22 protein-coding genes are annotated in these 22,936 nt (G+C 64.6%); 12 read left to right on the top strand and 10 right to left on the bottom strand.

Annotation, left to right across the window (positions count from 1 at the left end):
* The first annotated feature begins 11 nt into the window (after positions 1-11).
* The 5 genes from VPH41_RS14135 to VPH41_RS14115 all read left to right on the top strand — a co-directional run bounded on the left by VPH41_RS14135 (position 12) and on the right by VPH41_RS14115 (position 3,927).
* Positions 12-551, top strand: a complete 540-nt coding sequence (locus tag VPH41_RS14135) for a GNAT family N-acetyltransferase (RefSeq protein WP_328570486.1) — start codon at positions 12-14, stop codon at positions 549-551.
* On the top strand, positions 548-1,258 hold the full coding sequence (locus tag VPH41_RS14130; protein WP_328570485.1) for a response regulator transcription factor: 711 nt from the start codon (positions 548-550) through the stop codon (positions 1,256-1,258). The genes VPH41_RS14135 and VPH41_RS14130 overlap by 4 nt, the downstream gene beginning before the upstream one ends.
* Positions 1,251-2,408, top strand: a complete 1,158-nt coding sequence (locus tag VPH41_RS14125) for a sensor histidine kinase (protein WP_328570484.1) — start codon at positions 1,251-1,253, stop codon at positions 2,406-2,408. Before VPH41_RS14130 ends, VPH41_RS14125 begins: the two co-directional genes overlap by 8 nt.
* A 73-nt stretch (positions 2,409-2,481) precedes the next feature.
* Complete coding sequence (locus VPH41_RS14120) at positions 2,482-3,363, top strand: alpha/beta hydrolase family esterase (RefSeq protein ID WP_328570483.1); 882 nt, start codon at positions 2,482-2,484, stop codon at positions 3,361-3,363.
* 63 nt (positions 3,364-3,426) lie between these two features.
* Positions 3,427-3,927, top strand: a complete 501-nt coding sequence (locus tag VPH41_RS14115; RefSeq protein WP_328570482.1) for a DUF1993 domain-containing protein — start codon at positions 3,427-3,429, stop codon at positions 3,925-3,927.
* Positions 3,928-3,930: 3 nt separating this feature from the next.
* Here VPH41_RS14115 and VPH41_RS14110 read toward each other — a convergent pair whose 3' ends face one another.
* From VPH41_RS14110 to VPH41_RS14100, 3 genes are read right to left on the bottom strand one after another with little or no spacing between them, the layout of a single operon-like run.
* Positions 3,931-4,386 carry a hypothetical protein gene (locus VPH41_RS14110; protein ID WP_328570481.1) on the bottom strand — a complete coding sequence of 152 codons (456 nt, stop codon included), beginning with the start codon at positions 4,384-4,386 and terminating at the stop codon, positions 3,931-3,933.
* Positions 4,383-5,354, bottom strand: a complete 972-nt coding sequence (locus VPH41_RS14105) for a D-2-hydroxyacid dehydrogenase (protein WP_328570480.1) — start codon at positions 5,352-5,354, stop codon at positions 4,383-4,385. The genes VPH41_RS14110 and VPH41_RS14105 overlap by 4 nt, the downstream gene beginning before the upstream one ends.
* The gene (locus VPH41_RS14100) at positions 5,351-6,313 is read right to left on the bottom strand and encodes a LysR family transcriptional regulator (RefSeq protein ID WP_152257402.1); all 963 of its coding nucleotides are present in this window, start codon (positions 6,311-6,313) and stop codon (positions 5,351-5,353) included. The genes VPH41_RS14105 and VPH41_RS14100 overlap by 4 nt, the downstream gene beginning before the upstream one ends.
* A gap of 190 nt (positions 6,314-6,503) precedes the next feature.
* Between VPH41_RS14100 and VPH41_RS14095 the strand changes: the two genes are divergently transcribed.
* From VPH41_RS14095 to VPH41_RS14070, 6 genes are all read left to right on the top strand, one after another.
* On the top strand, positions 6,504-6,674 hold the full coding sequence (locus tag VPH41_RS14095; protein ID WP_287773291.1) for a hypothetical protein: 171 nt from the start codon (positions 6,504-6,506) through the stop codon (positions 6,672-6,674).
* Entirely contained in the window at positions 6,671-7,531 is an 861-nt protein-coding gene (locus VPH41_RS14090; protein WP_328570479.1) for an alpha/beta hydrolase, read from the top strand. The genes VPH41_RS14095 and VPH41_RS14090 overlap by 4 nt, the downstream gene beginning before the upstream one ends.
* A 270-nt stretch (positions 7,532-7,801) precedes the next feature.
* Complete coding sequence (locus tag VPH41_RS14085; RefSeq protein WP_152257399.1) at positions 7,802-9,046, top strand: efflux RND transporter periplasmic adaptor subunit; 1,245 nt, start codon at positions 7,802-7,804, stop codon at positions 9,044-9,046.
* A 2-nt stretch (positions 9,047-9,048) separates the two neighbouring features.
* Positions 9,049-12,249: an efflux RND transporter permease subunit gene (locus tag VPH41_RS14080; protein WP_152282400.1), complete on the top strand. Its 3,201-nt coding sequence runs from the start codon at positions 9,049-9,051 to the stop codon at positions 12,247-12,249.
* Between the two features lie 50 nt (positions 12,250-12,299).
* On the top strand, positions 12,300-13,742 hold the full coding sequence (locus VPH41_RS14075) for an efflux transporter outer membrane subunit (protein WP_328570531.1): 1,443 nt from the start codon (positions 12,300-12,302) through the stop codon (positions 13,740-13,742).
* A gap of 174 nt (positions 13,743-13,916) precedes the next feature.
* The gene (locus VPH41_RS14070; protein ID WP_442906263.1) at positions 13,917-14,474 is read left to right on the top strand and encodes a fasciclin domain-containing protein; all 558 of its coding nucleotides are present in this window, start codon (positions 13,917-13,919) and stop codon (positions 14,472-14,474) included.
* Between the two features lie 79 nt (positions 14,475-14,553).
* Here the strand turns inward: VPH41_RS14070 and VPH41_RS14065 are convergent, their stop codons facing one another.
* From VPH41_RS14065 to VPH41_RS14040, 6 genes are all read right to left on the bottom strand, one after another.
* Entirely contained in the window at positions 14,554-14,820 is a 267-nt protein-coding gene (locus tag VPH41_RS14065) for a hypothetical protein (RefSeq protein WP_152257397.1), read from the bottom strand.
* A gap of 43 nt (positions 14,821-14,863) precedes the next feature.
* Positions 14,864-15,175, bottom strand: a complete 312-nt coding sequence (locus VPH41_RS14060) for a hypothetical protein (protein WP_328570478.1) — start codon at positions 15,173-15,175, stop codon at positions 14,864-14,866.
* A gap of 115 nt (positions 15,176-15,290) precedes the next feature.
* Positions 15,291-16,310, bottom strand: coding sequence for a serine hydrolase domain-containing protein (locus VPH41_RS14055; protein ID WP_328570477.1), 1,020 nt, complete (start codon positions 16,308-16,310; stop codon positions 15,291-15,293).
* Between the two features lie 228 nt (positions 16,311-16,538).
* Positions 16,539-16,874: a hypothetical protein gene (locus VPH41_RS14050; protein ID WP_328570476.1), complete on the bottom strand. Its 336-nt coding sequence runs from the start codon at positions 16,872-16,874 to the stop codon at positions 16,539-16,541.
* A gap of 39 nt (positions 16,875-16,913) precedes the next feature.
* Positions 16,914-17,246: a hypothetical protein gene (locus VPH41_RS14045; protein ID WP_152257393.1), complete on the bottom strand. Its 333-nt coding sequence runs from the start codon at positions 17,244-17,246 to the stop codon at positions 16,914-16,916.
* Between the two features lie 222 nt (positions 17,247-17,468).
* Positions 17,469-17,780, bottom strand: a complete 312-nt coding sequence (locus VPH41_RS14040) for a hypothetical protein (RefSeq protein WP_077406305.1) — start codon at positions 17,778-17,780, stop codon at positions 17,469-17,471.
* Between the two features lie 232 nt (positions 17,781-18,012).
* Here VPH41_RS14040 and ligD point away from each other — a divergent pair, with 232 nt between their 5' ends.
* On the top strand, positions 18,013-20,523 hold the full coding sequence (gene ligD / locus VPH41_RS14035; RefSeq protein ID WP_328570475.1) for a DNA ligase D: 2,511 nt from the start codon (positions 18,013-18,015) through the stop codon (positions 20,521-20,523).
* Here the strand turns inward: ligD and VPH41_RS14030 are convergent.
* Complete coding sequence (locus VPH41_RS14030; protein ID WP_328570474.1) at positions 20,507-22,819, bottom strand: PAS domain S-box protein; 2,313 nt, start codon at positions 22,817-22,819, stop codon at positions 20,507-20,509. The genes ligD and VPH41_RS14030 overlap by 17 nt on opposite strands.
* Positions 22,820-22,936 lie beyond the last annotated feature (117 nt).

The following is a 22,936-nucleotide window of genomic DNA, read 5'->3' as shown; positions in this document are numbered from 1 at the left end:
GGGTGCACGCGATGAAAACCGCCGATCTGCCTGTTTCCACCCACCCCCTGGTGACTGTGCGCCACTTGCAGCGCGACGATGCGCGCGCCTGGTATGCGTATCTGGCCGACCCCGCCGTCGTGGAGCATACGAGCTGGGACTTGCGGGGCATCGACGACCTGCTGCCCAATTTCGATGCCTATGCATCGGCCGATCCTGCGTCGCCCATGCGCCTTGCCGTGGTGCTGCGCGATGGCGGCCAGCTGGTGGGCACCATCGGCTTCAATGCGATTTCCCCGCAGCACCGCACGGCGGAGATCGCCTACGACCTGGCGCCCGCCGTGTGGGGGCAGGGCGTGGCCACGTCCCTCGTGAACGCTGTCGCGGACTGGGGCTTGCAGCGCCTCGGCTTCGTGCGCATCCAGGCGGCCGTGCTCGACAGCAATGAACGTTCGATCCGCGTGCTCGAACGCTGCGCTTTCGCGCGGGAAGGCTATTTGCGCTGCTACCGCCAGATTCGGGGTAGATCCGGCAACTTCTGGCTGTACGCGCGCATTGCCGGCAATCCATGAGCAATCCTTCCTTGAGCATCTTGCTGGTGGAAGACCACCTGGCCATCGCGCGCCAGGTGCTCGACTTCCTCGATGGCTTGCGCTGGCAGACCGACCATGCGGGCACGGGCGCGCTGGCGGTGCAATTGGCCACGCGCAACCGCTATGATGTGGTGCTGCTGGACCTGAATCTGCCCGACATCGACGGCTTGCACGTGTGCCGCGCCATCAAGGCCGGTGCGCCCAGCAATGTGCCCATCCTGATGCTGACGGCGCGCGACGCGTATGAAGACAAGGCGCGGGGCTTTCGCGATGGCGCCGACGATTACCTGACCAAGCCGTTTGACTTGCGCGAACTGGCCTTGCGCTGCGAAGCGCTGGCGCGCCGGCACCAGCTGCACGTGCACGAGGAAATGCGCGTGGGGCCATTCACCCTGCAGACGCGCGCAGGGCGCGCCCTGCTCGGCGATGCGGCATTGCCGCTGACGCAGACGGGTTTCAAGATCTTGCTGCTGCTGTGCCGAGAATACCCGCATGCCGTATCGCGCTCGGCCTTGCTGCAGCAGCTGTGGGGCAGCCAGCCGCCCGACAGCGATGCGCTCAAATCGCACGTGTATGCGCTGCGCAAGCAGCTGGAGCTGGTTGGCGGGGCTGGCGCGGCGGGCTTGCTGGTGACCATACCGCAGCTGGGCTACCGCCTGGCCTTTGATGCGGCTGAGCATGGCTAAGTCGATCCGGCAGCGCCTGTTTGCCGCGCTGGCCGGCTTCGCCGTCCTGCTGTGCCTGTGCTACACGGGCCTGGCGCTGGTGATTGCCTACGTGACGGAAGACATGCTGGTGCAGCGCCTGCTGGAACGGGAAGCGGCGGCCGTCAGCCAGCGCATGCGCGAGCACGGTGAGCTTACGCCTTCTGGCAGCGACCTCATCACGGTTTATGGTGCTTACCTTGACTTGCCTCAAGCGGTGCGCCAGCACGTGCCGCCATCGGCGCCCCGCGCCGAAGTGTTTACCACGACGGGCCAGCATTATCACGTGCTGGCGCTGGACCTCGTTGCCGCCGGCCAGCCGCAGCGCGCGTATCTGCTGGCCGGCGTGGCGCTGGCGCTGGTCGGCCTGGCCCTGCTGCTCGCGTACTGGCTGGCGCGGCGCCTCGTGCTGCCCTTGCAGCGCCTGGCCCGGGAAGCGCGCGTGCTGGCGCCCGGCAGCGCCGTCCATTTCAGCGAGCGCGACCGTCCCGACGAGATCGGTTTCCTGGCGCGCCGCCTGGAAAGCACATTTTCCGAGCTGCAAACGGCCTTGCAGCGCGAACATGCATTTGCGCGCGACGTCAGCCACGAGCTGCGCACGCCCCTGACCCTCATGCACCTGGCGCTGGCGGATGCGCATCCGCTGACTGCGCAAGGGCAGGTGCAGCTGCGGCAAGGCGTGGACGAGATGCGCGCCACCATCGAAGTGCTGTTTGCGCTGGCGCGGGCAGAGCAGCTGCCCGGCGAGCTGGTGGAGTTGCGCGGCTGCATCGAGCAATGCCTGCTGCGCCTGCTCGAAGACACGCCCTGGGATGCCCGCCTGCTGGCGCTGGACTTGCCCGAGCGGCTGGACGTGCTGGGCAACGGGCAACTGATGATGTTGCTCATCAATAATTGCCTGGCGAATGCGCTGTTTCATGGCGATCCCGATTGCCGTATCGATATTGCGTATGCGCAAGGCCAGCTGAACATCGTCAATACGGTGCAGGCGGGGCAGCCACGGCGCATCCACGGTTTCGCGCATGGCCAGGACCTGCTGCTGCGCCTGGCGCAAGCGATGGGCTGGCATATTGCCTTCCACCCGGGCGCGGCGCAATACCGCGTCGTCATCGTGCCCGTCCCGGCGCCATAAAAGGGCGCAATTTCACCGCGATTTCACCTGCACCTGCTTATGCTGGCGGCTCTTTTACCGTGAAGGGATGCCCATGAAAACCGCCATCAGCCTGTTGCTCCTGTGCTGCCTGTCCACGCCCGTGCTGGCCCAGGTGCAATCGCTGCAGCACAAGGACGACAAGCGCCGCTACATCATCTACACGCCGGCCGCTTATGAAAGCCAGCCGCGGCGAGCGTTTCCCGTCGTCTTCAATTTCCATGGCGGCGGCATGAGCATGGCGGAACAGATGCTGTACACGCAGATGAACGGGGCGGCCGAGCGGCACCAGTTCATTGTCGTGTATCCGCAAGGCATCAAGCAGGACTGGAACGTGGGCTTCGGCATGGATTACCTGGCGGGCACGGACGATGTCGGTTTTACGCAAGCCATGTTGAGTAAACTCAAACAGGATTACCGCATCGACGACAAGCGCATCTATGCGACGGGCCTGTCGCGCGGCGGCTTCTTTGCCCTGCGCCTGGCGGCTGAGCTGCCCCGGCAGTTCGCGGCCGTCGCTTCGGTGGGCGCGCCCATGCCGGAACCCGTGATGCAGCACCACACGCAGACGGACAAGGTGGGCATGCTGCTGATACAGGGGACGGCCGACAAGGTGGTGCTGTTCGAGGGCAAGGCCGCCAGCTATCTGTCGGCGGACGCCACGTTCGATTACTGGCGCAGGCACAACGCCATCGGCGGCGCCGCGCCGCAGCCGCGCCTGATTCCGGGCCCTGCCGGCGACGCCACGCAAGTGAGCTGGCTGGAGCAGGGGAGCGGTGCCGGCGGCGCCAGCGTGGCCTTGCTCACGGTCCAGGATGGCGGCCACACATGGCCCGGCGCCGATGCCTTCAATATCGGCCTGCCCATCGGCAAGACCACGCGCGCCATCGATGCCAATGAGGTGATCTGGGAATTTTTCAGCAGGCACCGGCGCTAAGGCTAGGTTGACGCGGGAGGCTGTGGCACACTCTGCTCATCTTGACTCTTGCACCAGGAAATGATGAACAGCCATCCCGTCACCATCTTTTGCCGTTCGCTGGCGCAACTCGTCGCTATGCTCGACAAGACCGGCACGGCGCCGCAGATGCTGGCAGCGCGCTTGCACCCGGACATGCTGCCGTTCGCCCAGCAAGTGCGCGCGGCCGTGAGTTTTTCGCTGCGCGGCTGCTGTCCGCTGGCGGGGCTGGCAGTGGCCGATTTCAGCGCGGCGGCCAGCTTGCAGGAACAGATCGCTCAGACCATGCGCTATCTCAAGGACATTCCCCCGGAGCGTTTTGACGGGCCGCCAGACCGCCTCTGCCGCGACCGCGCCGGCTTCGCCGACCTGGCCTTGCCCGCCGGCGAGTATTTGAACCTGTACATTGTGCCGAATTTCTATTTTCACTTCGGCATGGCGTATGCGATCGCGCGCAGCGCCGGCGCAGCCATCGGCAAGGGCGATTTCGATGGCTATCATGCGTATGCGCCGGGGTTCAGCTTTGAAGGTCCCGCTGCGCCGTAGCCGCTACAGTCCCGCTTCCTTCCACGACGCCAGCCCCAGCCGCTTCAGCAGCCGGCCCGATAATCCGCAGCTCCAGCAGCTGATCTGGATCTGCCGGTGCCGTGTCGGATCTGCATGCCAGGCTTGCTCGGCGTAGGCGAGCAGGGCGTCGTTGAGGGCAGATTTCTCGGCGACGGGCGGCAGGCGCGACATCAATTCAAGCACGCCGTGGGTGGACTCCCTGATCTGCAGCAAACCGGCCAGCAGGGCCCGCAGCACGGCGCCGTCGATGCCGGTGCTCGCCTGCGTGTAGCGTTGCTGCCAACTCAGGCTGCGCTGCGACCACAGGGCCAGCAGCGGCGGCACGTCGGCCGGCTGCAGTTCCCCGATCAACTCGTCCGCTTCGAGGAACAGGTCGAGGCGGTCGTATTCGTCGCCGTCCAGGCCCAGCAGTGCATCGAGTTCGTTCAAGACGCTCATGCCACCACGTTCGTGGGCGCGCCCCGCTCGAATGCTTCCACGTTGGCGATCAGGATGTCGGCCAGCTTCTGCATGGCTTCGCCGCTGGCCCAGGCCGTATGGGGCGTGAGGATGAAGTTGGGCAGGCGCAAATTTAGAAGCGGGTTGTCGGGCGGCGGCGGTTCCTTGGACAGCACGTCGAAGCCGGCGCCGGCGATGACGCCGCGTGTCAGGGCGTCGGCCAGCGCCGTCTCGTCGACGAGGCCGCCCCGCGCCGTATTGATCAATAGCGACGTGGGCTGCATGCGCGCCAGTTCCTTTGCTCCGATGATGTTGCGCGTCTTGTCCGTCAGGGGCAGGTGCAGGCTCAGCACGTCGGAACTGGCCAGCAATTCGTCGAAGCCCACTTCCTTCACGCCATCCTCATTGATGGGCGAACGGTTGTGCACGATCACCTGCATGCCGAAGGCGCGTCCCAGCTGGGCCACGGACTTGCCCAGCGCGCCATAGCCGAGCAATCCCAGGCGGCTGCCCGCCAGGTCGCGGATGGGGTGGCCGAACAGGCAGAAACGCTCAGAGGCTTGCCACAGTCCCGCTTCCACATCGGCGCGGTAGGCAACGAGCTGGCGGCGCAGGGCCAGCATCAGGGCCAGGGTATGTTCGGGCACGGTGGCGCGCGCATAGTCGCGGATATTGGCCACCACGATGCCCCGCTCGCGGCAGGCGGCCAGGTCGAGGATATCCGTGCCCGTGGCGGCCACGGCGATCATTTGCAGGTCCGGCAATTGCGCCAGCTCGGCCGCGCGCAGCGGCACCTTGTTCGTGATGGCGATGGTGGCGCCTTGCAGGTGTTCTACCGTCTGTGCGCTGCCCCGGGTGTGCGCATGCTCTTCCCAGCGGTGCGCGAAGGCGGGCGGGCGCACGGTGGCGATCAGGCTGTCGCGGTCGAGGAAGACGATGCGGTGGGACGATGTGCTTGCTGCGGTCATGGCTGGGCCTCGGTCTGGGTGGCGCGCGCGCCGGGAAGGCTGCTCTTGCCCTTCAGTTGCGTGGCCGGGTGGTTGGTAAACATGTCGGCAACCCATTCGACAAACACGCGCACCTTGGCGGACAGGTGGCGGTTGGGCGGATAGATCACGTGGATGGGCAGCGGGTCGGATTCCCAATCGCCCAGCAATTCCACCATTTTGCCCTGTTCCATCAGCGGCGCAAGCATGAAATGCGTCATCTGCACGATGCCCAGGCCCGCCAGGCCGGCGGCCGCGTAGGCATTCGAGTCGTTCAGGGCGATATGGCTGGGCATGGACATCTGGATGCGTTCGCCGGCGCGCGTGAAATCCCAGTCGAAGGTCTTGCCCGTCTTGGCGGAGAAGAAATTCACGCCCCGGTGCTGCGCCAGGTCGTTCGGGTGCAGCGGCGTGCCGTACCGCGCCAGGTAGCCGGGCGCGGCGCAGGTGATGAAATGCAGTACGCCGACGCGGCGCGCGATCAGGTTCAGGTCGCCCAATTCGCCGCCGCGCACGGCGCAATCGACGCCTTCCTCGATCAGGTCGACGGGGCGGTCGCTGCAGCCCAGTTCCAGCGAGATGTCCGGGTAGCGGGCGAAGAAGTCGGGCAGGGCGGGGATGATCAGTTCGCTGGCCAGGGCCGTGGGCGCGTCCACGCGCAGCCGCCCGCTGGGGCTCAGGCGCGTGCGCGACAGCGATTCCTCCGCCTCGCGCACGTCCGACAGGATGCGCACGCAGCGTTCGTAGTACGCGGCGCCGTCGGACGTGATGCTGACGTGGCGCGTGGTGCGGTTGAGCAACTTAACCGACAGGCTCGTTTCCAGCGACTGGATCAGGGTCGAGACGGTGGCTTTCGGCAGCTGCATGTTTTCCGCCGCCCGCGTAAAGCCGCCCGCATCGACGACTTGGATGAAAACTTCCATGGCTTGCAGCTTGTTCACTTGATTCCCTATCACTTTTTGCGCGATTATTCAGGATTCTGAACAATCAATTCGCCATTGCACTCTTTATCAGATTGTAGATCAAGTCTATAGTTGTTGTACTGCAGCATAAATGTGATTGCCGCAGGAAGTTCACAGGAGAAAAATCATGGGTCATCGGAATGGAATCTTTGCAGTGCTCGCTCTCGCTATGAGCTCGCTCGCTCTGGCCGCGATGGTATCGACGGATGCATACTCGATGGCGGCGCAAAGCGAAGCCAGCGGTTATAGCGCCCTGACCCATGAAGTGGGCGGTGCCGCCCTGTTGTGCCTGAACGACACCATGCTCGATGCTGCGGTGCAGCCCGTGGTGGCGCAATGAGTTTTGCCGAGACCGCTGCCGAGCTGGCGCCTGGCCAGGCGCTGAAGATACGCGACATCCAGGTGCAGGGCGCGCAGGATGCGCTGGGCGCGCGCGTCTACACGGCCGGCGTGCCGGGCGCCAAGCAGCCGAACCTGATGGTCTTCTTCCATGGCGGCGGCTTTGTCGACGGCGACCTGGACGATGCGGACGACTTCCTGCGCTGCCTCGTGCTGAGCAACCCCGACCACGTGGTGCTGGCCGCGAACTATACCTTGGCCAAAGTGCGGCCATTCCCCGCCGCCGTGGAAGACGCGCATGCCGTGCTGCTGTGGGCAAAGAAGAACAAGTCCAAGCTGGGCTGGACGGGCAAGCAGATGGTAGTGTCGGGCATCGAGGCGGGCGCCAACCTGGCCGCCGTATGCGCGATGATGTCGCGCGACCGGGGCGGACCGCCCCTCGCGGGCCAGGTGCTGATCATGCCGATGCTCGATCCCGGCCTGTCGACGTGCTCGATGCGCACCTTGCCGACCTGTCCTGACCTGGCGGAAGTGGCCGACCAGTGCGCCGCCGCCTACCGCGGCTACCTGCCGAATGCGGCTGACCGTACCCACCCGTACGCGTCGCCATTGCAGTCGAGCCGCCTGAAGAACCTGCCGCCAGCCTTGATCCTGTCCAGCGAAGACGACCCATTGCGCGACGAGGCTGAACAATACGGCAGCAAATTGATCGCCTGCGGCATCAAGACGACCGTGCGGCGCATGGCCGCCGCGCCGCTGCAAGACGCTACCGCTCGTAATGAGTGCGCGTGCAAGGTACAGGTATTGAGCGAAATTAGCAGTTTCGTCGCCGGACTGGGGCAGGAGCCCGAGTCATGACGCCGCCATCCGCGGCACCGCAAAAAAATTACACTAATCAGTTTACTTTTTGAGTTTTGGTTGCTACACTACGCAGTGTAGTTCCCTTCCTGCCTGAGTTGTGCGTTCGCACAGCCAGCTTTGTCGTCCCCGTCCGCTTTTAAGCAGCTGGCGGCCTGTTTACCTTTGATCGAGCGCCGTCGGGCGCCATGGCACCACCATTCACTTTTTAAGCTGGGTTGCTTCCTGCCGCCCATACCATTAGAAATTTTCATAAAACAGGGAAATAAAATGAAAAACGTTCAACAATTTTCCACTCTGCTGAAGCCCCTGGCTGCGTCGCTGGCGCTGGCAGGACTGGTGGCAGTGAGCCTGGCCGGCTGCGATTCGGCCAACAGCAAGGTGCCCGACGCGCCAGCGGCCGGCGGCCCGCCTATCTCGGCCGCCGCCGTGGTGGAAAAACAGATCACGGAAACGCAGGAATTCTCGGGCCGCCTGGAGGCGATCGAGCGCGTGGAAATCCGCTCGAGAGTCGGTGGCTTCATCACGGCCGTCAACTTCAAGCCGGGCAGCGAAGTCAAAAAAGGCGACGTGCTGTTCGTCATCGATCCGCGTCCGTTCCAGGCCGAAGTGTCGCGCGCCGAAGGCACGGCCGCCTCGGCCCGCGCCAAGGCGGAACTGGCCAAGCTGGAATTGTCGCGCGCTGAAAAACTGCTGGCCGAAAAAGCCATCGCCCAGCGCGAATTCGATGAAAAAGCCTCGGGCTTGAAAGAGCTGGACGCGAACGCCCGCTCGGCGCAAGCCGCGTATGAAGCGGCCAGGCTGAACCTGTCGTACACGCAGGTGCAGGCACCGATCAGCGGCCGCGTCAGCAAGGCGGAAATCACCGTCGGCAACCTGATCGACGCTTCCGCCATCCTCACTTCCGTGGTGTCGACGGACCGCATCTACGCCAGCTTCGACGGCGATGAAGATACGTATCTGCGCGTGGCCGGCACGGCGCAAAAGGGCACGCCCGTCACCGTCAAGGTGGGTCTGGCCAACGAAACGGGCTTCCCGCATGAAGGCAAGCTGGAATTCGTCGACAACCAGCTCGATCCGGCCACGGGCAGCGTGCGCATGCGCGCCACCTTCGCCAACGCCGAGCGCCAGCTGGTGCCGGGCCTGTTCGCGCGCATCCAGCTCGACGGCGGCAACGGCCCGCAGGCGCAAAGCACGGCGCTGCTGATCAGCGACCGCGCCGTCGGCACGGACCAGAGCCGCAAATACGTGTACGTGGTGGGCGCCGACAACAAGGCCGAATACCGCGCCGTCAAGCTGGGCCCGAATTCGGACGGCTTGCGCGTGGTGCGCGAAGGCCTCAAGGCCGGCGAGAAGATCGTCGTCAACGGCTTGCAGCGCGTGCGTCCCGGCGCGCCCGTGACGCCGCAGATGGTGGCCATGGACTTCGACCCGACCGCACCTGTCGCCCCAGCGAAACCTGAAGCAAAAGACGCCAAGATCGCCGCGAAAGCAGCATCGACTTCCAAGGAATAAACATGAATTTTTCCCGCTTTTTCATCGACAAGCCGATTTTCGCGGCGGTGCTGTCGATTGTCATATTCGTGGCCGGGCTGCTGTCGATTTTCGGCCTGCCCATCTCCGAATATCCCGACGTCGTGCCGCCGTCCGTGGTGGTGCGCGCGCAATACCCGGGCGCCAACCCGAAAGTGATCGCCGAAACCGTGGCCGCGCCGCTCGAAGAGCAGATCAACGGCGTCGAGAACATGCTCTACATGTCCTCGCAAAACACGTCCGATGGCGCGATGATGCTGACCGTGACCTTCAAGATCGGCACCAACGTCGAGCAGGCCGAGACGCAGGTGCAGAACCGCGTGCAGCGCGCCTTGCCGCGCCTGCCCGAGGAAGTGCGCCAGATCGGCGTGACGACCGTCAAGTCGTCGCCCAACCTGACCATGGTGGTGCACCTGGTTTCGCCGAACAAGCGCTATGACGACATGTACCTGCGTAACTACGCGGTGCTGAACGTCAAGGACCAGCTGGCACGCCTGCCCGGCATGGGCGACATCCAGATCTTCGGCGCCGGCGACTATGCCATGCGCATCTGGCTGGACCCGCAGAAAGTGGCGGCGCGCGGCATGACGGCCAATGACGTCGTCGACGCCATCCGCGAGCAGAACGTGCAGGTGGCTGCCGGCGTGATCGGCGCTTCGCCGGCGAAGAACTCGGACTTCCAGCTGACCGTCAATACCCAGGGCCGCCTGCAGACGCCCGAGGAATTCGGCGCCATCATCGTGCGCACGAATGCCGACGGCGCCGTCACGCACCTCAAGGACGTGGCGCGCGTGGAAATGGGCGCCAACAGCTACTCGCTGCGTTCGCTGCTGAACAATAATCCGGCCGTCGGCATGGGTATTTTCGAAGCTCCGAATGCCAACGCGCTGCAGCTGTCGTCCGACGTGCGCGCCAAGATGGACGAACTGAAAAAAGACTTCCCGCAAGGCGTGGAATACCGCATCGAATACGACCCCACGCAGTTCGTGCGCTCGTCCATCGAAGCGGTGATCCATACCCTGCTGGAGGCCATCGCCCTGGTGGTGCTGGTGGTGATCATCTTCCTGCAAACCTGGCGCGCATCGATCATTCCGCTCCTGGCCGTTCCCGTGTCGATTGTCGGTACCTTTGCCGTGATGCTGGGCTTTGGCTTCTCGATCAACACCCTGTCGCTGTTCGGCCTCGTGCTGGCCATTGGTATCGTCGTCGATGACGCCATCGTGGTGGTGGAAAACGTCGAGCGCAACATCGAGGAAGGCTTGTCGCCGCGCGACGCCACCATCCAGGCCATGAAAGAGGTCAGCGGTCCTATCGTCGCCATCGCCCTGGTGCTGTGCGCCGTGTTCGTGCCGATCGCCTTCGTGCCGGGCTTGTCCGGCGAGTTCTACCGCCAGTTCGCGCTGACGATCGCCATTTCGACCGTGATCTCCGCTTTCAGCTCGCTGACCCTGGCGCCAGCCCTGTCGGCCGCGCTGCTGAAACCGCACGATGCGCCGAAAGACGCGCTGACGCGCGGCATGGACATGGTCTTCGGCCGCTTTTTCGCCTGGTTCAACCGCTTCTTCGGCCGCGCTTCGCACCGCTATGAAGCAGGCGTGAAGGGGGTATTGGGCCGCAAGAGCGCGTCGCTGGGTGTGTATGCGCTGCTGGTCGTTGCCGCCATCTTCACCTTCAAGTCCGTGCCGGCCGGCTTCGTGCCAGCGCAGGACAAGCAATACCTGGTGGGCTTTGCGCAATTGCCCGACGCCGCTTCGCTGGACCGCACGGAAGATGTCGTGCGCCGCATGTCCGACGTCATCAAGTCGGTGCCTGGCGTCGAATCGACGATCGCCTTCCCCGGCCTGTCGATCAACGACTTCACCAATGCGCCGAACGCCGGCATCGTGTTCGCCACCCTGAAACCGTTCGACGAACGCACCACCAAGGAGCTGTCCGGCGGCGCCATCGCGGCCGAGATCAACAAGCGCCTGGGCGGCATCCAGGACGCCTTCATCATGGTCTTCCCGCCACCGCCCGTCAACGGCCTCGGTACCATCGGCGGCTTCAAGATGATGATCGAAGACCGCGGCAACCTCGGTTACGACGCGCTGTACAACGCCACCCAGGCGCTGGCCGCCAAGGCATACCAGACGCCGGAACTGGCGGGCGTGTTCTCGGGCTACCAGATCAACGTGCCGCAGCTGTTTGCCGACGTCGACCGCGTGAAGGCCAAGCAGATGGGTGTGCAGCTGCAAACGATCTACCAGACCTTGCAGATCAACCTCGGCTCGCTGTACGTGAATGACTTCAACCAGTTTGGCCGCACCTACCAGGTGCGCGTGCAGGCCGATGCCGCGTTCCGTTCGCATGCGCAGGATATCGCGCAGCTGAAGGTACGCAATGACAAGGGCGAGATGATCCCGCTGTCGTCGCTGATGCGCGTCAAGGACAGCTATGGCCCGGACCGCGTGCAGCGCTACAACGCCTATGCCGCAGCCGACTTCAATGGCGGCGCCGCACCTGGCGTCTCGAGTGGCCAGGCGCAGGTTGCGCTGGAACGCATCGCCAAGGAAGTGCTGCCGCAGGGGATTTCGTATGAATGGACGGAGCTGACCTACCAGGACATCTTGTCCGGCAATACGATGATCTATGTCTTCCCGCTGTGCGTGCTGCTGGTGTTCCTGGTGCTGGCCGCCCAGTACGAAAGCTGGACCCTGCCGCTGGCCGTGATCCTGATCGTGCCGATGTCCATCCTGTGCGCCTTGCTGGGCGTCAAATTGACCGGTGGCGACAACAACGTGTTTACGCAGATCGCGCTGTTCGTGCTGGTGGGGTTGGCGTCGAAGAATGCGATCCTGATCGTGGAATTTGCCCGCGAACTGGAAGAGCATGGCCGCACCGTCGTGCAAGCGGCGCTGGAAGCCTGCCGTCTGCGTCTGCGTCCGATCCTGATGACGTCGATCGCCTTCATCATGGGCGTGGTGCCTCTGGTGTTCTCGCACGGCGCCGGTTCGGAAATGCGCCATGCGATGGGTGTGGCGGTGTTCGCCGGCATGCTGGGCGTGACCTTCTTCGGCCTGTTCCTGACGCCCGTGTTCTATGTATTGCTGCGCACCCTGGCGCAGCGTTTTGAGAAAAAACCAGCCGATGCTGCCGCCAAGCCTGCCGCCGCGCCAGCATTGAACCTGGAAGGAGATATATATTGAAAACCAACGCAACTACGCGGGTCACCGTGCTGCGCACGGCCTTGACCGCGATGGCCGCCGCCGTGCTGCTGGCCGCCTGCGCGGCGCCCGAATTCAAGCAGCCGCAGATCGAGACGCCGGCGGCGTTCAAGGAAGCGCAAACGCCTGCCGTGCAGACGGCAGCCGATGGCACGCGCTGGAAACAGGGCGTGCCAGCCGAGCGCCAGGCGCGCGGCGAGTGGTGGCTGGCGTTCAATGATCCGGCTCTCACGAGCCTGATCAACGAAGCCACGCAGGCCAATGCCAACCTGGCCGTGGCCGCCGCCCGCGTCAAACAGGCGAGGGCCATTGCCGGCATCGCCGAAGCGGACCGCATCCCGCAAGTGGGCGTGAACGTGGGCGGCCAGCGCAACCGCGCCTCGGCCGTGTCGCTGGGCTTGCCGAACGGCGCGCCGGTGGCGGCCACGAATGTCTACCAGGCCAACCTGACGGCCAGCTACGAAGTCGACCTGTTCGGCCGCGTGGCATCGAACGTCAGCGCCTCGCGCAGCGATGCGCTGGCCGTGGAAGCGACCTACCGCTCGGTGCTGCTGTCCCTGCAGGCCGACGTGGCGCAAACCTACTTCCAGCTGCGCGCCACGGACGCCGAACTGGCGACCCTGGAACAGACGGTGCGCCTGCGCGAGGAAAGCGTGCATGTGAACCAGCGCCGCTATGACCTGGGCGACATCGGCGAATTCGATCTGTCCCGTGCCCGCACGGAGCTGTCGACGACGCGCGCCGAAGCCATCGGCTTGCAGCGCCAGCGCGCCACCAGCGAGCATGCGCTGGCCGTCCTGCTGGGTAAACCGGCCGCCAGCTTCACGGCGACCGTCAACCCGTTGCAGGACAGCGGCTTCCTGCCCGTGATCCCGGCCGGCATGCCGTCGTCGCTGCTGGAGCGCCGTCCTGACATCGCGTCGGCGCAGCGCACCATGGAAGCGTCGAATGCCCGCATCGGCGTGGCGAAATCGGCCATGTTCCCCGCGCTGACCCTGAATGCATCCGGCGGCGGCGCGTCCGACACCTTCTCGGACATCTTCAAGTGGAGCAGCCGTTCCTGGCTGCTGGGCGCCTTGATGTCGATGCCGATCATCGACGGCGGCCGCAACAAGGCGGCCGTGAGCCGCAGCGAAGCGCAGCTGGAAGAATCGGTGGCGACGTATCGCCAGAGCGTGCTGGTGGCCTTTGCCGAGGTGGAAGACAACCTGGCCGGCCTGCGCATCCTGTCTGGCCAGACGCAGCAGATCGACGAAGCCGTCGTCTCGGCGCGCCGTTCGGCCGACCTGGCGCAAAAGCTGTACGACGCGGGCCGTTCCAGCTACCTGGACCTGCTCGACGCGCAGCGCAACCTGGCGTCCATCGAACGCAATGCCGTGCAGCTGCGCGGCAACCGCGCCGTCACCACGGTGGCGCTGATCCGCGCCCTGGGCGGCGGCTGGGGTGAGACGGAGCCGCAGGTGGCGGCCAACTGATTTCCGGCACCGCGGGCTGGCATGTCCGGCCCGCGGCAAGGAACATCGTCAAAACGGCGTCGTGCGCTTGCACGGCGCCGTTTTTTTTGTTTTCAGTGAATTGAATCCGTTTGCGGCAAGGCCGCGTAAGTACTCCTGCAATCATGCAAACGCAGTCATCCAGGAGATACCATCATGCGCACCTTTATTCCCGCAGCACTGTTTGTCACATCCATGCTGGCCGCCAGCGCCCCGTTTGCCGCCGACATGACGACCATGGTGGGCGGCCAGAGCATGTATCCCAGCAAGGACATCGTCGACAATGCCGTCAATTCGGCCGACCACACGACCCTGGTCGCAGCCGTCAAGGCGGCCGGCCTGGTCGATACCCTGAAAGGCAAGGGCCCGTTCACCGTGTTCGCGCCGACGAATGCGGCGTTTGGCAAGTTGCCGGCTGGCACCGTCGACACCCTGGTCAAGCCGGAAAGCAAGGCGACCCTGACGAAAATCCTCACCTATCACGTGGTGCCCGGCAAGTACGACTTCAAGGCGCTGGCCCGGGAAATCAAGATGCACGATGGCAAAGCCACCTTGCCCACGGCCAGCGGCGGCAAGCTGATGTTCGCCATGAACGGCATGCACAACATCGTCGTGATGGATGAGAGCGGCAATAGCGCCAACATCAGCACCTATGACGTGTACCAATCGAATGGCGTGATCAATGTCATCGACACGGTCCTGATGCCGAAATAAGCGGATGAAAGAGAGTACGAAATAGCGGACGAAAAAAAAGACAGGGAAACCCCTGTCTTTTTTGCCTGCATGGCGCCGATTACTTGGCTGGCGCTGCTGCTGGTGCGGAAGCTGCCGCTGCGGCCGGAGCTGCTGGCGTTGCCGGTGCTGCCTTCTTCGCCTTGTGGTGCTTGGCTTTCTTGTGCGCTGCCGGTTTGACGGCGGCTGGCGCTTCAGCCTTGGCTGCTGGTGCAACGGCGGCGGCAGAAGCTGCCGGAGCGGCCGGTGCTGCAGGCGCGGCTGGCGTCTGGGCGAAAGCGGCGGTGGCGAACAGGCTGGCGATCAGGGTAGCGATAACTTTTTTCATGATGAATTCCTTGGTATGGTGTGGTCAGTAAAGTGTGCGGGAATTACTTGGCTGGTGCCGCTTCGGCGGTGGCCGATGCCAGTTTCGCATCTGCCTTGGCCTTGGTTTTTTTCGCCGTGTGGTGGGCCTTGGCCTTGGTCGCGGCAGCGTCGGTTTTGGCGCTGGCTACTTCCGTTTTCGCGGCGACGACTGCCTTGGCTTCCTTGGCGTCCGCTTTGACGACGGCCTTGGTGTGGGCCGCTTCCACTTTGGCGGGAACCGAGGCTGCTGGAGCTGCGGGCGTTTGAGCAAAGGCAGCGGTTGCGAACAGGCCGGCGATCAGGGTAGCGCTCAGGTTGAAAATGCGTTTTTTCATGGTGCAGTCCTCAGTGGTGGTTTGTCTGGTATGTCTGTTGGTGCCGGGATGATTCCCGTGTCACTGAGCATAAAACGCGGCCCCGAGCGCTTGCGTTGACGGTCATTACAAACGCTTACATCTGCGTTGCATCCACGGCCAAAATGGCTTTCAGGATGTCTTCCGAACGGCGCTGCCCGTAGCCCTTGCCGTAGGCGCTGGAAGCCACGCTCACCACCATGCGGCGCGCGGGGATGACATAGATCTTGTTGCCGCCATTGCCCGAGGCGAAATACACGGCAATCTTCCGGCTTCCGACGTCCTGCGTCTTCGCGTACCAGAAATAGCCGTAGCTGTCCGCGTAGCGGTCCGCGGCGCCGATGGCCACGCGCGGCGCCAGCGCGGCCTTGATCCATGCCGCATCGATCACGGGCCGGCCGTCAACCTTGCCGTCGTCGAGCACCAGCTGGCCAATTCTTGCCGTGTCGCGCGCGCGCAGCGACAAATTGCCCTGGCCTTTCGGGTGGTTTGCCACGTCGCGGCCCCAGCTCCAGCGCGTGATGCCCAGCGGCGCGAACAATACCTTGGCGGCGTAGGCTTCCAGGTCGGTGCCGCTGGCGTTTTCCACCACGCGCCCGGCGATGTAGGACCCCAGCGAGTTGTAGCGGTAGACGCTGCCTGGCGCCGCGGCGGCCGGCACGCCGCGCACGAAGGCGGCGGGGTCGGACGCTTCATCGAGCTTGTCTTCATTGCCCGGCGAGTGTTCGTCTTCGTCGAAGGCGGCCAGGCCCGAACGCATGGTCAGCAAGTCGTCGAGCACCACCTTGCCCGCGGGACTGCCCGCCACGTCGGGCCAGTAGTCGCCCACCGTTTTGCCGGTGGCCAGCTGGCCCCGCGCCACGGCCGCGCCCACCAGCAGCGCGGTGATGCTCTTGCCGGCCGAGCGGATGTCGTGCAGGGTCTCGGCCGTCTCGCCGTTGTAATAGCGTTCGGCGACGATGGCGCCGTCGCGCAGCACGACGACGGCGCGCAAGTCGCCATGGCTGTCGCGGTCCTGGGCTTGCAGCACTTGCGCCAGAGTGGCGGGGGCCTCTTGCGCGCCGGCGGCGCAGGGCAGGGACAGGGCGGCAAGCAGCAACAAGGGCAGGTGGCGCATGGACAGCTTTCGTGGCGATGGCGGGAGTGCCAGTGTCGCCCATGCGCGCCGCTTTGTCGCGCGCAAGCTGGCCTGTTCGATGAAGTTCGCATGAAGGCGCGGCGAAACAGGCGATATCTGGCGCCCCGGCATGCAAAAAGGACAGCCGAAGCTGTCCTTTGTATTGCAGGCGAAGGTAGCCACGCAAGCGCAGACCCGGCGGACGCGCTCCCGTGGCCGGATTCGCGCTTACTTCGCTGGCGCTGCCGGTGCTGCCGGAGCGGTTTCCGCCGCTTTTGCCGCATCCGCTTTGACCTTGGCCTTGCCTGCCTTGTGATGGGCCTTGGCCTTGGTGGCTTTGGCGTCGGCCTTGGCGCTGGCCACGTCGGCTTTCGCGTCGGCGGCGGCAACCGCTTCTTTCGCATCGGCTTTCACAACAGCCTTGGTTTCCTTGGCTTCTGCCTTGGCGACTGCTTTCGTGTGGGCCGCTTCCGCCTTGGCGGGCGCTGCCGGGGCGGCAGGGGTTTGGGCGAAGGCTGCGGTAGCGAACAGGCCGGCGATGAGGGTAGCGATAACTTTTTTCATTTTATTTTCCTGGCGAGTGGTAAGCGATTGTGTGGGAGATTACTTGGCTGCTGCTGGTGCGGCTTCCGCGGTGGCCGAAGCCAGTTTTGCATCTGCCTTGGCCTTGGTTTTCTTGGCTGCGTGGTGTGCCTTGGCCTTGGTGGCCGCCGCTTCCGTTTTGGCGCTGGCGACTTCCGTTTTCGCGGCGACGACGGCTTTCGCTTCTTTCGCGTCCGCTTTCACGGCCGTTTGCGCTTCCTTGGCGTCGGCTTTCACGACGGCCTTGGTGTGGGCTGCTTCCACTTTGGCGGGCGCTGCCGGAGCTGCTGGCGTTTGAGCAAAGGCAGCGGTAGCGAACAGGCCGGCGATCAGGGTGGCGATAACTTTTTTCATGGTGCAGTCCTCAGTGGTGGTTTGTCTGGTATGTCTGTCGGTGCCGGGATGATTCCCGTGTCACTGAGCATAAAACGCGTCCCAGGTTGAGTTCGTTGACCTTGTTTACACTTTCTTACAATCAGGTGTTTTATCGGCTGTTGCTGCGTGATGCGGGCATGAAAATGCAAAAAGACAGCCGAAGCTGTCTTTTTGTGTGGCGCAAAAAGTGCGCGGAACTGATTATTTGGCTGCTGCTGCGGTCGCTTCAGTTTTGGCTTCGTCAGCCTTGGCTTTGGCTTTTTTCGCTTTGTGATGGGCTTTGGCCTTGGTGGCGGCTGCGTCAGCTTTGGCGCTGGCGACATCGGCCTTGGCATCGGCAGCGACGGCGGCTTCTTTGGCATCGGCTTTGACGACGGCTTTGGTTTCCTTGGCTTCCGCTTTAGCCACTTCCTTGGTGTGCTTGGCTTCGGCCTTGGCAGGCACGGCTGGCGTTTGAGCAAAGGCTGCGGTAGCGAACAAGCCGGCGATCAGAGTAGCGATTACTTTTTTCATGGTGCAGTTCCTCGAGAAGTGGGGTTGTAGTTCAGGAGATGCATTTCCCCTGTCACTGAGCCAAAAACGCGCCGCGCGCCAATACCGTTGACAGGCAATTACAAATACTTACACTTGTCGCGTAACCGCCTTGCGGGACCAGCGCGCGCCGGGGGCGTTCTGTTAGCTGGCGTACGGCGCCACGGCCCATGGCGGCCTAGACTCGATGCCATCGTCACCGCATGGGTTCGCCATGAAAGCCGCCTTGAAAACCTATCGAGCGAAGCGCAATTTCGCTGTCACGCCCGAGCCTGCGGAGGGCGGCGAAGAGGCGGGCGGGGCGCTGGCCTTCGTGATTCAGAAGCACTGGGCCAGCCGCCTGCACTATGATTTCCGCCTGGAACTGGACGGCACGCTGAAAAGCTGGGCCGTGCCGAAAGGGCCCAGCTACGACCCGCACGACAAGCGCATGGCGGTGCAGGTGGAAGACCATCCGCTGGCCTACGCCCGTTTTGAAGGCACGATTCCCGCCAAGCAGTATGGCGCAGGCAAGGTCATTATCTGGGACAAGGGCACGTGGCAGCCGCAGCCCGCCACGCCGGACGCGCGCGCGGCCCTGGCGGCCGGTGAGCTGAAATTCACCTTGCACGGCCACAAGCTGCAGGGCAACTGGGTGCTGGTGCGCATGAAAGGCAAGGGGGATCAACACAGCGAAAAGCAGCCGGCCTGGCTGCTGATCAAGGAAAAGGACGGGTTTGCCCGGCCCGCCCTGGAATTTTCCGTCGTCGATGAGCAGGCTGACAGCGTTGCGCACAAGGCCATGCCCAGGCGCAAGAAGAGCGGCGAGCCGGCGCCAGCGCCAGCGGCCAGGCTGCCCGCCACCGTGGCTCCCCAGCTGGCCACCCTGGCCGATGCGCCGCCGCCCGATGCCCAGCAGTGGCTGTTCGAGGTGAAGTTCGACGGTTACCGCCTGCTCGCGCGCTGCGATGGCGAACGGGTCAAATTGATCACGCGCAACGGCAATGACTGGACGGCCAGGTTGCCCACGCTGCGGCAGGCGCTGGAAAAGCTGGGCTTGCCGCCAGGCTGGTATGACGGCGAAATCGTCGTCCAGGACGCCAGCGGCCACCCGGACTTTGGCGCCCTGCAGCGGGCGTTCGACGGGGAAACGACGGGCGACATCGTGTATTACCTGTTCGACGTGCCGTATTTCGATGGCCACGATCTGCGGGGCCAGCCTGTCGAGGCGCGCAGGGCCTTGCTGGAACAGCTGCTGCGGAGTTTGCCCGCTTCGCCGCTGGTGCGCTTCAGCGAGGCGCTTGATGCTGCGCCGCAGCAACTGCTGGACCACGCTTGCCGCCTGGGGCTGGAAGGTGTGATCGGCAAGCGGCGCGGCTCGCCCTATGCCACGCGCCGTTCCGGCGACTGGATCAAGCTCAAATGCGGGCTGCGCCAGGAATTCGTCATCGGCGGCTATACGGCGCCGCAGGGCGCGCGCGAAGGGCTCGGTTCGCTGTTGCTGGGCGTGCACGATGCGCACGGGGATTTGCGCTACGCGGGCAATGTGGGCAGCGGCTTCGACGATGCGGCCTTGCGCGACTTGCGGCGCCGGCTCGACGCGCTGGCCATCGAGACGAGTCCGTTTGCGGGCAAGGCGGGCGGCGTGCGCGAGCCCCTGTGGGTCAGACCGCAACTGGTGGCCGAAGTGAGTTTTGCGCAATGGACCAGCGGCGGGGCAGTGCGCCATGCCGTGTTTCACGGCTTGCGCGAGGATAAACGGCCGGCCGCCATCGTGCGGGAACGGCCACAGCGAATCGACCACGGCAAGGAGAACACCATGCGCAAGCACGATGAGGGGGAGGAAGACAGCGTCTTGCCGGCCAGCTTCAAGGTCAGCCACGCGGATCGGGTAATCGACAGGGACAGCGGCGCCAGGAAGATCGACCTGGTGCGCTATTACGCGCTGGTGGGCAAGCTGATGCTCGTGCATTTAAAGGGGCGGCCCGTCTCGCTGGTGCGCGCGCCGGCCGGCGTGGGCGGCGAGCTGTTCTTCCAGAAGCATGCGGATACGTCGACCATGCCCGGCGTCCGGCAGCTCGACGCAAGCTTGGGCCCCGAACATCCGCCCATGCTGGAAGTGGCCAGCGTGCAGGGCTTGTTGTCGGCGGCGCAGTGGAATGTGGTGGAATTTCACACGCAAAACGCGCTGGCCAGCGCCTACGATACGCCGAACCGCCTGGTGTTCGACCTGGACCCGGGCAAGGGCGTGGCCTGGCCCGCCATCCGCGAGGCGGCCGTGCTGCTGCGCGCCTTCCTGACGGAGCTGGGCTTGCCCTCCTGGCTGAAAACCAGCGGCGGCAAGGGCTTGCACGTGGTCGTGCCGATCCGCCCCAAGCACGACTGGGAGACGGTCAAGGCGTTTTCGCAAGCCATCGTGGCGCACATGGCCCGGCTGATACCGGAGCGTTTTGTCGTGAAAAGCGGCCCCGCCAACCGCGTGGGCAAGATATTCATCGACTATTTACGTAACGGCAAGGGGGCCACCACCGTGTGCGCGTGGTCGGCCCGCACGCGTTCCGGGCTGGGCATTTCCGTGCCGCTGGCCTGGGATGAGCTCGACCAGCTGAAGGCGGGCGACCAGTGGAACGTGGGCAATGTCCACAGCCGCCTCGACGTGGGCAATGCCCCATGGGCGGGCTATGCGCGCAGCGCCAGGGGAATCGACGGGGCCATGCAGAAACTGGGATTCACGGCGCCCGCTTGACGGGCAGGGTGGCGCGCGCCAGCTGCAGCGCTTCGTCGATGGCCGCGGTGAGCTGGGCAATCTCGACGGGTTTGGTCAGGTAGCGGAAAAATCCCGAGGCCAGGCCATGCCGGATATCGCCCTTCATGGCGTTGGCCGTCAGCGCGATGACGGGGATGTGCGCCGTGCGCGTATCGTTGCGCAGGATGCGCTGCGCCTGGTTGCCATTCATGCCGGGCAGGTTGATATCCATCAAGATGACGTCGGGATGGTGTTCCAGCGCCAGCGCGATGCCCTGGCGCGCGTCCGTGGCCGCGATCATGCGCAGGTGGGGCAGAAAACTGACGATGTCTTCCACCAGCCGCAGGCTGGCCGGATTGTCTTCCACGTACAGCAGCAGCGCCTGGCCATCGGCGTCGTTGCCGGCGTCGGCGGCGGGTCCGGACAGCGCTTCCGTTTCCGGTTGCAGGCTGGACGATGGCGCGGCCATGGTGTCCAGTTCGATCCAGAACACGCTGCCGACGCCGAGGCAGCTGTGCACGCCCATGCAGCCGCCCATCAATTCGACCAGGCGCTTGGTGACGACCAGGCCGATGCCCGTGCCTTCCTCGCTGCCCGCCTCCTGTCCCAGGCGGTTAAATGGCTGGAACAGTTCCGCCATCTGCGCGTCGCCCAGGCCCTTGCCCGTGTCGCGGATGGCGATGCGCACCCGTTGCGCATCGGGCTGCGAGACTTCCAGCTCCACCTTGCCGGCCGGGCGGTTGTACTTGATGGCGTTCGACAGCAGGTTCAGCAGCACTTGCTTGAGGCGCGTATGGTCGGCTCTCACCGTCAGCGGCGCGCAAGCGGGAAAGACCAGCAGGATCTGGCGCTGCAGCGCCTGTTCTTCCACCATCACGCGTACTTCCTCGATCAGCGGGGGCAGGGCCACGGCTTCCATCGACAGGCTCAGGCTGCCTGATTCGATCTTTGCCAGGTCGAGGATTTCATTGATCAAGGTCAGCAGATGGCGGCCCGACGTGACGATGTTTTGCACGAACGCCCGTTTTTGCAGCGAGGTGGCGGGCAGGGCTTCGTTGGCCAGCAGCTGGGCAAAGCCGAGGATGGCGTTGAGCGGCGTGCGCAGCTCGTGCGACATGCTGGTGAGAAAGCGGTCCTTGGCCAGGCTGGCCCGTTCCAGTTCGATCTTCTGTTCGTTGAGCGTGTGCTCGATGTGCTTGCGTTCCGTGATGTCGCGGATGGCCGCTGAAACGAGCACGCCTTCCTCCGTTTCCAGCGGCGACAGGCTGATTTCCACGGGAAACTCGCTGCCGTCGCGGCGCAAGCCGTACAGTTCCAGGCCCGCGCCCATGGAGCGGGCGCGCGGCGCCGCGGAAAAAGCCTGGCGGTGGTGCGGATGGTCGACCGCGTAGCGGGCCGGGATCAGCACTTCGACGTTGCGCCCCAGCAACTCCGCGCGCGAGTGGCCGAACAGCCGCTCCGTCTGCGAATTGACGAGTACGATCTCGCCGTCGCCGTTGACGATGACAATGGCATCGGGCGCCGATTCGAGCAGGCCGCGGAACTTCTGCTCGGCCCGGCGCCGGTCGCTGACGTCGCGGATGGCGCTGATGACGAAGGTGCCGATTTCCGTCTGGATGGGCGAGAGGCTGATTTCGACGGGAAATTCGACATTGTCCTTGCGCAAACCCAGCAATTCCAGGTCGGCGCCCATGGTGCGCGTGCGGGGCTGGTCGAAATAGCGCGCGCGGTGCGCCACATGCGCGTGGCGCAGGCGCTGCGGCAGCAGGCTATCGATTTGCCTGCCGCTCAATTCGCCTTCCCCGTAGCCGAACAGGCGCTGCGCCTGCTGGTTGGCCAGCACGATGGCGCCCGTGGCATTGACCATGATGACGCTGTCCGGCGTCGATTCGAACAGCACGCGGTAGCGCGCGTCGACAAACTGGGCGTCGCGCGCCGCTCTCAGCACGGTCGTATCTTTCATGGTGGAAATCAGGTAGCGGGGCCCGTCCGCTCTGGCCTGTGCCGGCTGGCACGCCACGTCCACATAGATGAGCTCACCATCCTTGCGCCGCCGCAGCGCTTCGCGGTCGTAGCTGCCGTGCAAGGCCAGTTGTTCGTCGATCAGCGGGGCCGCCTCGGCCTGTCCCGGCAGCGAGATCAGTTCCCACAGCGTGCGGCCCAGCGCCTCGTCGCCGGCATAGCCGAAGATACGCTGCGCCCCGGCCGTCCAGCGCACGACGGCGTGGTCTTCGCTCGTGACGACCACGCCGCCAGGGGCGCCGCTGAGGATAAGCTGATCTAACTCGGCATCCATTTCGTTCCCGCACGCATGACTGGGCTTGCCGGGCGGCAGGCTGTGTGCATACGCTAGCGAGAAGCATGATCAAAGTCAACGTCTTTAGTTGTTTGCAGGGCCATCCAGCCGGCAGGC

Origin of the sequence: Janthinobacterium sp. P210006, from assembly GCF_036231885.1 — a bacterium.
Classification (GTDB): Bacteria; Pseudomonadota; Gammaproteobacteria; order Burkholderiales; family Burkholderiaceae_D; genus Janthinobacterium; species Janthinobacterium violaceinigrum.
Note: the sequence above shows the minus strand (reverse complement) of the source record. Positions and strands in the feature narration are given on the sequence as shown.

Coding starts and splice junctions, on each gene's coding strand:
- VPH41_RS14135 (WP_328570486.1), top strand. CDS start 12: ATGAAAACCGCCGATCTGCCTGTTTCCACCCACCCCCTGGTGACTGTG.
- VPH41_RS14130 (WP_328570485.1), top strand. CDS start 548: ATGAGCAATCCTTCCTTGAGCATCTTGCTGGTGGAAGACCACCTGGCC.
- VPH41_RS14125 (WP_328570484.1), top strand. CDS start 1,251: ATGGCTAAGTCGATCCGGCAGCGCCTGTTTGCCGCGCTGGCCGGCTTC.
- VPH41_RS14120 (WP_328570483.1), top strand. CDS start 2,482: ATGAAAACCGCCATCAGCCTGTTGCTCCTGTGCTGCCTGTCCACGCCC.
- VPH41_RS14115 (WP_328570482.1), top strand. CDS start 3,427: ATGAACAGCCATCCCGTCACCATCTTTTGCCGTTCGCTGGCGCAACTC.
- VPH41_RS14110 (WP_328570481.1), bottom strand. CDS start 4,386: ATGAGCGTCTTGAACGAACTCGATGCACTGCTGGGCCTGGACGGCGAC.
- VPH41_RS14105 (WP_328570480.1), bottom strand. CDS start 5,354: ATGACCGCAGCAAGCACATCGTCCCACCGCATCGTCTTCCTCGACCGC.
- VPH41_RS14095 (WP_287773291.1), top strand. CDS start 6,504: ATGAGCTCGCTCGCTCTGGCCGCGATGGTATCGACGGATGCATACTCG.
- VPH41_RS14090 (WP_328570479.1), top strand. CDS start 6,671: ATGAGTTTTGCCGAGACCGCTGCCGAGCTGGCGCCTGGCCAGGCGCTG.
- VPH41_RS14085 (WP_152257399.1), top strand. CDS start 7,802: ATGAAAAACGTTCAACAATTTTCCACTCTGCTGAAGCCCCTGGCTGCG.
- VPH41_RS14080 (WP_152282400.1), top strand. CDS start 9,049: ATGAATTTTTCCCGCTTTTTCATCGACAAGCCGATTTTCGCGGCGGTG.
- VPH41_RS14075 (WP_328570531.1), top strand. CDS start 12,300: ATGGCCGCCGCCGTGCTGCTGGCCGCCTGCGCGGCGCCCGAATTCAAG.
- VPH41_RS14070 (WP_442906263.1), top strand. CDS start 13,917: ATGCGCACCTTTATTCCCGCAGCACTGTTTGTCACATCCATGCTGGCC.
- VPH41_RS14065 (WP_152257397.1), bottom strand. CDS start 14,820: ATGAAAAAAGTTATCGCTACCCTGATCGCCAGCCTGTTCGCCACCGCC.
- VPH41_RS14060 (WP_328570478.1), bottom strand. CDS start 15,175: ATGAAAAAACGCATTTTCAACCTGAGCGCTACCCTGATCGCCGGCCTG.
- VPH41_RS14055 (WP_328570477.1), bottom strand. CDS start 16,310: ATGCGCCACCTGCCCTTGTTGCTGCTTGCCGCCCTGTCCCTGCCCTGC.
- VPH41_RS14050 (WP_328570476.1), bottom strand. CDS start 16,874: ATGAAAAAAGTTATCGCTACCCTCATCGCCGGCCTGTTCGCTACCGCA.
- VPH41_RS14045 (WP_152257393.1), bottom strand. CDS start 17,246: ATGAAAAAAGTTATCGCCACCCTGATCGCCGGCCTGTTCGCTACCGCT.
- VPH41_RS14040 (WP_077406305.1), bottom strand. CDS start 17,780: ATGAAAAAAGTAATCGCTACTCTGATCGCCGGCTTGTTCGCTACCGCA.
- ligD (WP_328570475.1), top strand. CDS start 18,013: ATGAAAGCCGCCTTGAAAACCTATCGAGCGAAGCGCAATTTCGCTGTC.
- VPH41_RS14030 (WP_328570474.1), bottom strand. CDS start 22,819: ATGGATGCCGAGTTAGATCAGCTTATCCTCAGCGGCGCCCCTGGCGGC.